Genomic DNA, 12,892 nt, shown 5'->3' on the forward strand with positions numbered 1-12,892 from the left:
CGCCCATGACCCTGAACGCCTGCGCTGCTCTTGTTGAAAAGGCGGATCACGAACGGTTTCGCAGCATCATGGCCTCACCCGTTGCGGCGCGGCCCGTTCTGTTTGCGCTGTTTGCTTTCAACATCGAAGTTGCCCGTGCGCCGTGGGTGACACAGGAACCGATGATTGCAGAAATGCGCCTGCAATGGTGGCGTGACGCACTGGAAGAGATTGCCGAAGGCAGGACCGTTCGCCGCCATGATGTGGTGGATGTGCTGGCACAGGTCCTCGACCCTGACGCCGCCCGCCTTTTGGATGGTCTGGTCGCCGCCCGCCGCTGGGACATCTACACGGATGCCTTCGAGGATGATGCGCATCTTGAAAACTATCTGGACGCGACCTGCGGCCATCTGGTCTGGACGGCTGCCCGCCTGCTGGGCAAAGCCGATGAAGATGCCGTCCGTCATGCGGCCTATGGCATCGCTGTTGCCAACCTGCTGCGCGCCATTCCTGAACTGGAGGCGCGGGGCCGCAAACCGCTGCTGGATGGGACACCAAAGGGTGTGCAGGCCCTTGCGCAGCAGGGATTGAGCCGGTTTGAGCAGGGCACGCGCTCGCGCGCGCTGATATCGCAACCGTCGGGTGCTGCCTTGCTGGTCGGTCATATGGCCCGCCCCGTCTTGCAGCGCGCAGTCAAGGCACCGGGCCGCGTAGCAGGGGGCGATCTTGAGTTTGGGCCGATCCGGCAAAGTGCGCGCCTGTTTCAGCTGTCAGTGCGGGGATGGTGGCGCTAGCTTTTACTGCGCTTATGCGCGTCGCCAACGCCCTTTTACGTCACAGTCCGGGGCTGCCGCATCAGCCAAATCAACGACCCGCCCGCCAGCACCAGAAACGGCACCATGGCGTAATTCACCGCGTTCCAGCCTTCGACAGCATTCCCGCCCGAACAATTCATGAGCCCGCCCGAGGCCAGAGAAGCAACAGTCACCATCCCAAAGACGATCATGTCGTTCATGCCCTGCGCGGTGCCCCGTTCATGCGGCGCATGTGCGCCTGCCAGCATTGTCGTCGCGCCGATAAAGCTGAAGTTCCAGCCCAACCCAAGCAGGATCAACGCCACAAAGAAATTCGTCAGTTCGACACCTGTCAGGGCCACGCCACCGGCCATGGCCAGAATGGCCAGACCTGTTGCAATGATCCGTTCCACCCCGAAACGTGCGATCAAATGCCCGGTAAAGAAGGACGGCGCGAACATTGCCAGCACATGCGCCGACACGATGTCGTTGGCGTTTGAGGCGGTGAACCCGCACCCGACCACAGCCAACGGCGTAGAGGTCATGACAAGGTTCATCAGCGAATAGCCGACCATGCCGCATATGATAGCCACAACAATGCGAGGGTCTTTGAGCAACTCTGCCCGTGTCCGTCCAACCGGTGCATTTTCAAGAACCGGCTCGGACCGTGACCCTTTTGGCAGGTCCAGCATCAAAAACAGCAACATACCCACGAGGTTCAGTCCGGCAACAGCGACGTAGCTACCCAGAAAAGGCACGACATAGGCGTCCTGCACCAGCTTGTTTAGTTGCGGGCCGATGATGGCCGACAAAAGTCCACCTGCCATGACGTAGGAAATCGCCTTGGGGCGGAATGCGTCTGACGCTGTATCCGTTGCTGCAAAGCGGTAAAACCCCTGCGCAGACATATAGATACCTGTCAGATAGGACCCCGCAAGCAGTGTCACAAAAGACCCGCTGTAAAGTCCCCAAGCTGAAACGATCGCACCCGCAGCGCCACCGAATGCACCGATGAAAAAGCCGAACCGCCGCCCGTTGCGCTGCATCAGGGGACTCAGCCACGGGGCGGTTGTCATTGAACCGAATACGATGAAGGAAATCGGCAGCGTCGCAAGGCATGGATTGCTGGCCAGCATACCGCCAACCAGTCCGCCAATTACGAAAATCATGGGCATTTGGGCGCCAAGTATGGCTTGGGCCATCACCAGTACGGCAACATTACGTTTGGCGCGATTATCATCGATATCAGTCATGCGCGTTTCCGTACGCCGATGCGTGCGCCATGGCAATAGGCCCTAAGCCACATCAATCACATGCGCGAAAGAGCCCGAAACACGTCCCTCGACAAGTCCCATTGGCGGCAAGCGGTTGCCTTGCGCATCTTGCGCTTTGAACAATGGCATGCCCTCTGCGCGGACGGTCGTGGCGTAGTGGAATTCATGACCGTTCAGAACATCGCCTTTGTCCGATTGCGCATAGCGTAATTTTCGGTAGCCCAGATGCAGCTTACGACTGGAAAAACTTGTGTCCAGCCCCAGCAGACCCGCCATCTTGTGACGGATTCCATCCGCATCGGTCAGGGTTTCGCCCAAGATCATGTATCCGCCACATTCGCCATATATTGCAGTTGTTTGCGCGGCGTTCCGCAAGCTATTCAGGAATGTCTGTGCCTGCGCAAGTTGTGCAGCATGAAGTTCAGGATAGCCGCCCGGAAGGAATATCTGGTCCGCCTCTGGCACAGGGTCATCCGCGAGCGGTGAAAACCAGCGGATTTCCGTACCGGCATCGGTCCATTTCGCGACATCATGGGCATAGGTGAATGCAAAGGCCGCGTCGCGTGCAACAGCGATCCGTGCGTATTTCGGTGGCGTTGTTATTGGCGGTGCGGCGGAGGGCACCGTGCCACCCAGCGTCAGCAAACGGGCGATATCTATATGGTTGCTCATCACGTCGGCGGCATGATCCAGAAACGGCTCAAGATCGGTCATTTCGCCTGCCTGCACCAAACCAAGGTGGCGCGATGGACGGGCAAGTGCTGTCTGCCGTGGCACCGCACCCAGCACCGGAATGCCGTTTGGGGCAAGTGCGCGTTTCAGCATCTCGATATGTCGGTCAGAGCCGGTACGGTTCAGGATCACTCCTGCGATCCGCACTGCCGGGTCAAACGCCGCAAACCCTGCGACCAAAGGTGCGATGGATTGCGCCATCGCACTTGCATCCACGACCAAGATCACCGGCAGGCCCAATATGCGCGCCAGATCAGCTGTTGCGCCTTTGCCGTCAGGGGGGGCGCCGTCAAACAGGCCCATGGCCCCTTCGATAATCAGCGGAGTGCTGCCAGCCGCCAACGCCCTGATCCGCGCGACGGACATGGCCCATGCGTCAAGGTTGTAGCAGGGTTGCCCGCAGGCCGCTTCGTGAAAGCGGGGGTCGATGTAGTCGGGCCCCGACTTTGCAGCCCGAACCGCTTGGGTTCGGCTTACTGCGCGCAACAGGCCAAGGGTGATGGTCGTCTTGCCGCTGCCCGACGCGGGGGCTGCGATAATAAAGCTCATGTCAGGCGGACTCGGCCGGGCGCCCGCGACCCAGCGGGTCAAGGTTGCGTGGCGCGTGACCGGCGATCATGCCTTGCCAGTCCAGCACTTGCCGCATCAGCACCGATTGGCCCACGCAGATGATGGCAGGTGGCTCCAATCCCGATTGCGCAATATCGTCAACGATTGTGCCCAGCGTCGTTTCAAGCACCCGCTGGGCGTCCGTTGTCGCGGTTGTGACAACGGCCACAGGTTCAGACAGGCTGCGGCCTGCGGCGATCAGCTTGGCGGCGATCTGGGCAATGTGTTTCATGCCCATATAGATCACAAGTACCTGCGAACCCTTTGAAATACTGTCCCAATCCAGTGATCCGGGCGTGTTGCCCGACTGGTCGTGCCCGGTCACGAAAGTGACTGACTGGTTCACGTCGCGGTGGGTCACGGGAATACCCGCATAGGCCAAACCGCCAATGCCTGCGCTGATCCCCGGAATGATCCGGATGGGTACGCCATGCTGCACAAGCGTCTGCGCCTCTTCGCCACCGCGCCCGAAAACGAACGGGTCGCCACCCTTGAGGCGCAATACCTTTTTGCCAGCCCGCGCCAGTTCAACCAGATGCAACGAGATATCGCGCTGTTTTGCTGATGGTTTGCCCCCGCGTTTGCCCGCATAAATATGTTCGGCCTGCGGTGCCCAGCTGAGGATTTGTTCCTGTACCAGCGCGTCATAGATCACCACATCCGCCTGCCGCAACGCATTGGCTGCGTGTAAGGTCAGCAATCCCGGATCACCGGGGCCCGCACCGCACAGCCAGACCCAGCCGGGTTCCAGTTGCGGCCATTGGTGGGCGGGAAGGGGGATGGTCTCTGTCATGCCCTCCTTATGCCGTTCCCGCACTGGCTTGGAAAGGTGTGATGCGACCAACATTTGCGGATTGCCGTCATCTGTGTGCAGTCCTATCGTCACGCCGATGAGTAGGAAACCAACAGGGGATTTGCGGCGCGGCTGGACCACGGGCGCATGTGCGACGGCGGCCACCAAGGCGGCGTTGATCCGGCTATGGGGTGGGACCTTTCCCAAGGATGTGCAGATCACGCTGCCCAAGGGCGAGACGCCGACCTTTCCGCTGGCGCAGGCCGAAGCGGGCGAAGGCTGGGCTGCCGCGGGCATCACCAAGGACGCAGGTGACGACCCTGACGTGACCCACGGCGCACTGATTGTGGCCCGCGTGTCCGCATCGGGCAGCGGCGTGCAGTTTGCCGCAGGTGAGGGCGTTGGCATTGTGACCAAGCCGGGGCTTCCGATCGGGGTAGGCGAGCCTGCTATCAACCCCGTCCCGCGCCAGATGATGACAGATGTGGTCGACATGCTGGCGCAGCAATATGACAAGCCCCCGAACGTGCTGATTGAAATCTCTGTGCCGGGGGGCGCAGAACTCGCCATGAAAACATGGAACCCCCGTCTGGGGATCAAGGGTGGTCTGTCTATTCTGGGCACGACCGGCGTGGTGCGTCCGTTCAGTTGTGCGGCATGGATCGCCTCGATCCATCGGGGTATTGATGTGGCCCGCGCCGACGGGTTGAGCCATGTTGCAGGATGCACCGGGGCCACATCGGAAAAGACGGTGCAGGCGCTGCACGGGTTGCCCGATCATGCGATGCTGGACATGGGCGATTTTGCGGGTGGTCTGTTGAAGTATTTGCGCCAACATCCCGTTGGGCGGCTCACAATCGGTGGCGGCATTGGCAAGATGTCTAAACTGGCGCAGGGGGCTGCTGATTTACATTCAGGCCGCTCTCAGGTGGATTTTGAAATGCTCGCGGAATGGGCAGGTGACACGGCAATCCGCGATGCGAACACTGCGCTGGAAGCCTATGAAATTGCTGGGGAACCGCTTGCCACCACTGTCGCAGAGCGCGCGCGAGGGCAGGTGCAAAAGATGCTGCAAGGCGCTGAAATCACCGTCGATACTGTCGTCATCGACCGCGCAGGACGGATCATTGGACGGAGCGGCCCATGACCTTGCTATTGCTCGCAGGTTCGGGTGAGGCGCGCCGCATTGCTCAGGCGCTTGCCGGAACCGATGTCGTCGCCTCACTTGCGGGTGCGACCCGCGACCCGGTTGATTTGCCCATCCCTACCCGCACCGGTGGTTTTGGTGGCGAAAGAGGGTTTCGCGCTTTTCTTGAGGCCGAAAATATCACGGCCGTTCTGGACGCGACTCACCCCTATGCCGACCGGATCACCCGGCGCACAGCACGGGTATGTGCGGCCCAAAACATCCCCTATCTGCAACTGTTGCGTCCGCCGTGGGTCGCAGAACCGGGCGACCAATGGACAGAGATTGCCTGTGAAAGGCAAGCAGCGGATCACATTCCGCCCGGGGCAACGGTATTTCTGGGCACTGGCCGCCAAACGCTCGAAGGATTCGCAAATCTGACAGGCCGCCGGATTATCTGTCGCCAGATTGACCCACCATCGGGGCCTTTTCCCTTTGAGGGCGGCGAATTTCTGGTCGGGCGCCCGCCTTTTTCGGTGCAGGATGAAATTGCATTGTTCAAACGTCTGTCGGTCGACTGGCTGGTGGTCAAGAACGCAGGCGGCGCGCTCAGCCGGACCAAACTGGACGCAGCCCGCGCGCTTGGTATCCCAGTTTTGCTGATTGCACGCCCGCCCAAAGGCAACTGGCCGACCGTCGCCACCGTTGAAGAGGCATTGGCGTGGGTGCATGCGCTATGAAAGAACGGATCATCAAGAGCGATGGATGTGTGCGCGAAGGCGCAGCCTGGCTGTGTGACAAAGACCCCCGCTTTGCCAAAGCGATGGTGGGCTTGCCGCCGCTGCCTTTGCGGCTGAAACCGGACGGTTTTGCACAGCTGTTCAGTGCGATTGTCAGCCAGCAGGTCAGTGTGGCCTCGGCCAATGCAATCTGGGATCGGTTGGAAAGGGCCGGGATGACAAGCCCGGCGGCCGTTGCTGCGACACCTGCTGACGACCTCAAATCACTGGGGCTAAGCCGGCAGAAAGTGCGCTACGCCCATGCGCTCGCCGCGGCTGACATTGACTATGATCTGCTGCGTGAAAGACCCGCTGTGGACGTCATCAATCAGCTGACAGCCGTCACCGGGATTGGCCAGTGGACTGCGGAAATCTATGCGATGTTCTCTTTGGGGCGGGCCGATGTGTTCGCCCCAGGTGATCTGGCGCTGCAAGAAGCCGCCAAGCTGATATTCGACCTGCCCGAACGCCCCGGGGAAAGGGCCTTGCGCGCGATGGCACAGGACTGGGCCCCATGGCGGTCGGTTGCAGCCCGGATCATGTGGGCCTACTACAAGCAGACAAAACAAAGGGAAGGCATCCGATGACCAGAAGCTTAGAGGCGCAACGGCGCGAACCGATCTCGGGCGACCTGAGGTCCTGTGTGGTGTTCCTGCATGGGTATGGCGCAAATGCCGCCGACCTGATCGGGCTTGCCGACCCGCTGGGCGAACATATGCCGGATACGTTGTTCATCGCGCCCGACGCGCCAGAACAGTGTGCCGGTGCGCCGATGGGGTTCCAATGGTTTCCGATTCCATGGATAGACGGATCATCCGAGGAAGAAAGCCGCGCCGGGCTTGACCGGGCCGCAGCCGATCTGGATGCGTTTCTGACAGGCATCATGGTGGACGAGGATTTGTTGCCGGAACAAATGATCGTTCTGGGCTTTTCCCAAGGGACAATGATGGCGTTGCATGTCTTGCCCCGCAGAGAAGACCCCGTCGCCGGTATCGTCGCGTTTTCCGGACGGCTGTTGGAACCTGAATTGCTGGCTGACGAGGTCGTCAGCCGTCCGCCGGTTCTGCTGGTTCATGGCGATCAGGATGACGTCGTGCCGCCGCAATCCTTGCCGCAAGCCGCCGAAACGCTTCAGGGCGCAGGCTGGAAAGAGGTCTATGCCCATATCATGAAAGGCACAGGCCACGGCATTGCACCAGATGGGCTCCAGGTGGCGCTTGCCTTTATGCGGGACAGGTTTGGCATGTCCTAGGGTCCTGGCCCTAGGGTGGATTTACCCGCAGAAATCTTTCCGGAACGGACCGGCTTTTAACGGTTTGGTCGTCTTTGCGGGCCATGGTCGGAGGGCATCCAGAAGGGAAGTTCCACCATGTCCGCGAAGCCCATGCCAAAGCTGATTGGGATGATGTCACCGCGCACCTTGCTGGGGTGGAGCGCTCGGTTTTTCCTGATTCTTGCGTTGATCTGGTGGGGCAATTCATTTGTGTATCCCCTGATCCATAATGGCGCAAATGCGAGTTTCACAACATTGGCGGTCAATACGGGGCTGTTTGCGGTCCCGATTGCAGGCGTTTTGTTGTGGTCATTGGCCGCCGTGAGCAAAGACCACCGGCGGCTTGAAAAGGTCTATGGCATCGACCCCGTGACCGGATTGCCCAATCGGAACAGCTTTTGCCACCAACTACAGCCAATCCTGCCGCAAAGTGGCGTGCTGTTGCTTATCGATATTGATGATTTTCGCACCATCAATGATCGGCGGGGGCGGCAGGCGGGTGATTTGTGTATGATGTCATTGGCGCAACGCTTTCGTGAACTGACGAGAGAGACGGATATCGTTGGTCGCATGGATGGTCCGACGTTTGCAGCCTATTTGCCTGGTGCGACGGTGGAACATGCCTATGGCGTCGCCGCACGGTTGACTGACGGGGTGCAACTGATCCGCGAAAGCGGGGTCATGAAGTTTACAACATCCGTGGGCGCAGTGTTTGCCGATGGTGAAATGCCCATCGCCGATCTTTTGCGTGGTGCCGAAGCAGCACTCGAACGCGCCAAGCTGAACGGGCGGGCCACTGTGGTTCTGGATGCGTTGCCGATGGTCGCCTGAGGCGTTTGCGCCAAAACCGGAGGCAGCAGCTTTCGGTGGTTACAGATCTTCGGCCAATTTTGCCGCACATTGTGGGGGTTGTCACATTTCTAACGCGATATATAGTCCAAGATGAACGTAATGCGGGAACGCCGAAATTACGGAAGTTCTCGCACTGGATTTGTGTGGGACTTAAGGTATGACGCAAGCAGATTTCCGAGTTGATTTTGTCCGCGAACCGGGTGCGCTCAAGCAATTTCCAGCGTTGGTTCTCAATGCAGACTACAGGCCATTGTCCTACTTGCCGCTGTCATTATGGCCGTGGCAAGAGGCAGTGAAAGCCGCATGGCTGGATCGCGTGGACATTGTCAGTGAATATGACGAGGTCGTGCGCAGCCCATCCACCGTTATCAAGATCCCGTCGGTCGTGGTGTTGAAGGATTATGTCAAACCGCAAAAGCAGGTTGCTTTCACGCGGTTCAATCTATTCCTGCGGGATGAATTCTGTTGCCAATATTGCGGGGCAAAGGGCGATTTGACCTTTGACCATGTGGTGCCGCGCGCGAGTGGTGGTGTGACCAGCTGGGAAAATGTCGTTGCGGCCTGTAGCCCCTGCAATTTGCGCAAGGGGTCGCGGTCGCTCAAACGGTCCGGCATGTCCTTGCGCAAGGCACCGCGTCGTCCTGCGCACGAACAGTTGCACAACGTCGGGCGCAAGTTCCCGCCCAACCATTTGCATGACAGTTGGGTTGATTTCCTTTATTGGGATGCAGAGCTGGAAGCCTGAGCCCTTTGGCATCGGCGGCTTTGCACCAACGGTCGGGCATCAGCTATGCACGAAACGCTGTAGACTTGCGCAATGCTTCGCGCTAGGACACGCGTAACAGCAGCGTTAGCGCTAACGCAACATTTCATAGCGGAGTAGGTCATGGTCGCGCGCGTCATTCCCGTAGAAGAATTCGATCTGGTCATATTTGGCGGAACCGGCGATCTGGCCCGACGCAAAATCCTGCCGGGGCTATTCCGGCGCTATCGGTCCGGTCAGATGCCTGAAGGCGCACGGATTATCGGGGCTGCGCGCTCTGACATGAGCGCCGATGAATATCGCCAGATGATCGCCGAAGCCGTTGCCGAATTCGGCGGTGAAGAATCCGCGGACAAGGACGGGCTGGACGGATTCCTGCGTAATCTCGACTATGTGCCAATTGATGCCAAGGGCACCGGCGGCTGGGATGCTCTGGCAGCGAAGGTCAGACAGGATGTTGTGCAGGCCTTTTATTTCTCGGTGGCGCCATCCTTGTTCGGTGATCTGGCCGAACGGTTGCACACAAACAGGATTGCCAACAGCGAAAGCCGGATTGTAGTCGAAAAACCCTTTGGCCGCGATCTGGAGAGCGCACGGGCGTTGAATGGCACACTGGCCGAACATTTCGACGAAAGCCAGATTTACCGGATTGACCATTACCTTGGCAAGGAGACCGTGCAAAACCTGATGGCCGTGCGTTTTGGCAACGTGCTGTTTGAGCCGCTTTGGAACAATCATTACCTTGATCATATCCAGATTACGGTTGCTGAAACGGTTGGTGTCGGCGGGCGCGGTGCCTATTATGACAAATCGGGTGCGATGCGTGACATGGTACAGAACCACCTGATGCAGCTGCTTTGCCTGATCGCAATGGAACCGCCCAGCAAGTTCGGTGCCGACGCGGTGCGCGACGAAAAGTTAAAGGTAATCAGAGCGTTGGAGCCTGTCGATTCGCACCACATCGTGCGTGGCCAATATGACGAAAGCAGCGATGGGCCCAGCTATCGTGAGGATGTCGAAAATCCGCGCAGCTTTACCGAAAGCTTTATCGCGATGCGGTGTCACATCTCCAACTGGCGATGGGCAGGTGTGCCGTTCTATCTGCGGACAGGCAAGCGCATGAAGGGGCGATCGTCAGAGATCGCCGTGGTTTTCAAGGATTTGGGTCATTCGATTTTTGAAGGTGACGAAGCCCGGCACCGCAATATCCTGGCGATTAGACTGCAACCAAACGAGGGCATGGATCTTCAGGTTACGATCAAGGAACCGGGCCCCGGCGGCATGCGGTTGGTTGATGTGCCTCTTGACATGACCTTTGCCGATGCGCTGGGTGACCATGAAATTGAAGAGGCCGACGCATATGAACGCCTGATCATGGACGTGATCCGGGGCAACCAGACCCTGTTCATGCGCGGTGACGAAGTTGAGGCCGCGTGGCAGTGGACCGATCCGCTCATTGCCGGGTGGGAAGCACGTAACGATGTGCCCAAGCATTATGAAGCAGGCTCTGCCGGGCCAGAAGATGCAATGATGCTGATGCACCGTGACGGTCGCCGTTGGCGTGAAATCAAGGGCTAGACAGATGAGGAAAGACAGAGGGCCGATGCGATGAAATTCATTGAATACGCTGATGCGGAATTGATGATGATGGATCTGGCAAACGTGCTTGCCGGTGAATTGGAAAACAGCTTGCTGACCCACGACCGGGCCTCTTTTGCGGTGCCGGGCGGCACGACTCCGGGCCCGATCTTTGACCAGTTGTGCGCTGTTGGCCTTGACTGGTCGCGGGTTGATATCATGCTCACCGATGAGCGGTGGGTGCCAGAGACCTCAGAGCGGTCGAACACCAGATTGCTGCGCGAACGTCTACTGGTCGAAAAGGCTGCCGCTGCCAACTATGTGCCGCTTTATGCCGATGCGCCGACGCCCGAGGAAAAGCTGCCGGAACTGTCCGCCAATCTGGATCGCTTTTTGCCTGTATCCGTGATGCTGCTGGGCATGGGGGCAGATATGCACACAGCGTCGATCTTTCCGGGGGCTGATCAGCTTGATCGCGCGCTGCGCGGTGATGATAATCTGGTGGCGATGCGCGCACCCGGCGCACCCGAACCACGGATCACCTTGTCGGCCAAGGTGCTTCAGCAGGCGATGCGCCGCCATATCGTGATCATCGGCGATGAAAAGCGCGCAGCATTCGAGGCAGCGCGCAGTCTGCCACCCGCGCAGGCCCCCGTGGCTGCAGTTCTGCCGGGCAGTACCGTTCACTGGGCAAGGAGCTAGATCATGTGGGACCCACTTCGCGCACATTTCGCCAAGGTTGCTGACCGCCGTTTTGCCAGCTTGGTTGACGACGCCCGCGCGGCCGATTTTTCCGCACAGTTCGGCGACATGCTGTTTGACTATGTCAAGACTAACATTGATGCAGACGGGCGCAGCCTGCTGATTGATCTGCTTGAACAGGCAGGCGTGGCCGCAAAACGTGACGCCATGTTTGCAGGCGCGCCGATCAACGAAACCGAAGGGCGCGCCGTCTTGCACACGGCCTTGCGCAATCTTGATGGCGGGCCTGTCATGGTCGATGGCACCGATGTCATGCCCGAAGTGCTGGATACTCTGGCGCGGATGGAGGCGTTTGCCGAAGATGTGCGTTCCGGCCGGTTCACAGGGCAGGGCGGCCAGATTACCGACGTGGTGAACATCGGGATTGGCGGGTCCGACCTTGGCCCCGCGATGGCGGTCAAGGCACTGGCCCCCTATCACGACGGTCCGCGGTGCCATTTCGTCAGCAACGTCGACCCCGCTGATATCGCAGGTGTCTTGCGCGCCTGCGATCCGGCCACAACCTTGGTGATTGTCGCCTCCAAGACCTTTACCACAATCGAAACCATGACCAATGCCCGCACGGCGCAAGCCTGGATGGGTGCGGAAGTATCTGACACAGGGGCACAATTTGCGGCCCTGTCCACCGCTGCCGACAAAACAGCGGCGTTCGGCATCGACTCATCCCGCGTGTTTGGCTTTGCCGACTGGGTTGGAGGGCGTTATTCGCTGTGGGGGCCGATCGGCCTGTCCCTGATGATAGCTATTGGGCCCAAAGCCTTTCGCGCATTTCTGCGCGGGGCACAGGCAATGGACGTGCATTTCAAATCTGCGGCGTGGGATGAAAACCTGCCGGCATTGCTGGCGCTGGTCGGCATCTGGCACAATCAGATTTGCGGCTACACAACCCGCGCGGTGCTGCCTTATGATAATCTTCTCAGTCGCTTACCCGCCTATCTTCAACAGCTTGATATGGAAAGTAACGGCAAGGGTGTCAGCATGGATGGGGCCGACCTGACGGTGCCCTCGGGGCCTGTGGTCTGGGGCGAGCCAGGGACAAACGGCCAGCATGCGTTCTACCAGCTGATACATCAGGGTACCCGTGTTGTGCCGTGTGAATTCCTGCTTGCTGCACGCGGGCATGAGGACGATCTGCACCATCAGCACCAGCTGTTGGTGGCAAACTGCCTGGCCCAGTCCGAAGCGCTGATGCGGGGCCGCACATTGGACGAAGCGCGCGGCAAGCTCGACGGCAAGTATCAGGGGGAGGAGCTGGAGCGACAGGCCCGTCACCGGGTTTTTCCGGGCAATCGGCCTTCTGTCACGCTCGCCTATCCGCAACTCACCCCAGAGGTGCTTGGCCAGATCATCGCGCTTTATGAACACCGCGTTTTCGTGGAAGGGGTGGTGCTGGGGATCAATTCCTACGACCAGTGGGGCGTGGAACTGGGCAAGGAACTGGCGACCGCTTTGCAGCCAGTGATTGAAGGCGCTGCGACAACGCAGGGCAAAGACGGATCAACCGCCGCTCTGGTCGGTTTTCTGCGCAGCAACGGGGTTTGACCGGCGCCACAAATTTGCATAGTGCGGATGTCGGGG

General features: G+C 59.4%; 13 protein-coding genes. 10 read left to right on the plus strand and 3 right to left on the minus strand.

Translation table 11 applies throughout. From position 1 onward, the window contains the following. Positions 1 to 5 precede the first annotated feature (5 nt). Positions 6 to 773 (plus strand): squalene/phytoene synthase family protein, encoded by a 768-nt coding sequence (locus tag C8N45_RS04560; RefSeq protein ID WP_108384969.1) that lies wholly within the window; start codon positions 6 to 8, stop codon positions 771 to 773. Between the two features lie 35 nt (positions 774 to 808). Here the strand turns inward: C8N45_RS04560 and C8N45_RS04565 are convergent, their stop codons facing one another. The 3 genes from C8N45_RS04565 to cobA are packed head-to-tail and all read right to left on the minus strand — an operon-like array spanning position 809 to position 4,181. Beyond that, the gene (locus C8N45_RS04565) at positions 809 to 2,026 is read right to left on the minus strand and encodes an MFS transporter (RefSeq protein WP_108384970.1); all 1,218 of its coding nucleotides are present in this window, start codon (positions 2,024 to 2,026) and stop codon (positions 809 to 811) included. 42 nt (positions 2,027 to 2,068) lie between these two features. Continuing rightward, the gene (locus tag C8N45_RS04570; RefSeq protein WP_108384971.1) at positions 2,069 to 3,328 is read right to left on the minus strand and encodes a cobyrinic acid a,c-diamide synthase CobB; all 1,260 of its coding nucleotides are present in this window, start codon (positions 3,326 to 3,328) and stop codon (positions 2,069 to 2,071) included. Between the two features lies 1 nt (position 3,329). After that, positions 3,330 to 4,181 carry a uroporphyrinogen-III C-methyltransferase gene (cobA, locus tag C8N45_RS04575; RefSeq protein WP_108384972.1) on the minus strand — a complete coding sequence of 284 codons (852 nt, stop codon included), beginning with the start codon at positions 4,179 to 4,181 and terminating at the stop codon, positions 3,330 to 3,332. A 97-nt stretch (positions 4,182 to 4,278) separates the two neighbouring features. Here cobA and C8N45_RS04580 point away from each other — a divergent pair, with 97 nt between their 5' ends. The 9 genes from C8N45_RS04580 to pgi all read left to right on the plus strand — a co-directional run bounded on the left by C8N45_RS04580 (position 4,279) and on the right by pgi (position 12,856). Beyond that, positions 4,279 to 5,328 (plus strand): cobalt-precorrin-5B (C(1))-methyltransferase, encoded by a 1,050-nt coding sequence (locus C8N45_RS04580; protein WP_108384973.1) that lies wholly within the window; start codon positions 4,279 to 4,281, stop codon positions 5,326 to 5,328. Then, entirely contained in the window at positions 5,325 to 6,047 is a 723-nt protein-coding gene (locus C8N45_RS04585) for a cobalt-precorrin-6A reductase (RefSeq protein WP_108384974.1), read from the plus strand. Before C8N45_RS04580 ends, C8N45_RS04585 begins: the two co-directional genes overlap by 4 nt. Beyond that, positions 6,044 to 6,673, plus strand: coding sequence for a DNA-3-methyladenine glycosylase family protein (locus C8N45_RS04590; protein ID WP_108384975.1), 630 nt, complete (start codon positions 6,044 to 6,046; stop codon positions 6,671 to 6,673). Before C8N45_RS04585 ends, C8N45_RS04590 begins: the two co-directional genes overlap by 4 nt. After that, the gene (locus tag C8N45_RS04595; protein WP_108384976.1) at positions 6,670 to 7,338 is read left to right on the plus strand and encodes an alpha/beta hydrolase; all 669 of its coding nucleotides are present in this window, start codon (positions 6,670 to 6,672) and stop codon (positions 7,336 to 7,338) included. Before C8N45_RS04590 ends, C8N45_RS04595 begins: the two co-directional genes overlap by 4 nt. A 117-nt stretch (positions 7,339 to 7,455) precedes the next feature. Next, positions 7,456 to 8,190 carry a GGDEF domain-containing protein gene (locus tag C8N45_RS04600; RefSeq protein ID WP_108384977.1) on the plus strand — a complete coding sequence of 245 codons (735 nt, stop codon included), beginning with the start codon at positions 7,456 to 7,458 and terminating at the stop codon, positions 8,188 to 8,190. Between the two features lie 178 nt (positions 8,191 to 8,368). Further along, positions 8,369 to 8,956, plus strand: a complete 588-nt coding sequence (locus C8N45_RS04605) for an HNH endonuclease (protein WP_108384978.1) — start codon at positions 8,369 to 8,371, stop codon at positions 8,954 to 8,956. Positions 8,957 to 9,097: 141 nt separating this feature from the next. Continuing rightward, on the plus strand, positions 9,098 to 10,552 hold the full coding sequence (gene zwf, locus C8N45_RS04610; RefSeq protein ID WP_108384979.1) for a glucose-6-phosphate dehydrogenase: 1,455 nt from the start codon (positions 9,098 to 9,100) through the stop codon (positions 10,550 to 10,552). A gap of 30 nt (positions 10,553 to 10,582) precedes the next feature. Then, positions 10,583 to 11,254 carry a 6-phosphogluconolactonase gene (gene pgl / locus C8N45_RS04615; protein WP_108384980.1) on the plus strand — a complete coding sequence of 224 codons (672 nt, stop codon included), beginning with the start codon at positions 10,583 to 10,585 and terminating at the stop codon, positions 11,252 to 11,254. Positions 11,255 to 11,257: 3 nt separating this feature from the next. Then, positions 11,258 to 12,856, plus strand: a complete 1,599-nt coding sequence (gene pgi, locus C8N45_RS04620) for a glucose-6-phosphate isomerase (RefSeq protein WP_108384981.1) — start codon at positions 11,258 to 11,260, stop codon at positions 12,854 to 12,856. The last annotated feature ends 36 nt before the right edge of the window (positions 12,857 to 12,892 follow it).

Source organism: Yoonia sediminilitoris, from assembly GCF_003058085.1.
Taxonomy (GTDB): domain Bacteria; phylum Pseudomonadota; class Alphaproteobacteria; order Rhodobacterales; family Rhodobacteraceae; genus Yoonia; species Yoonia sediminilitoris.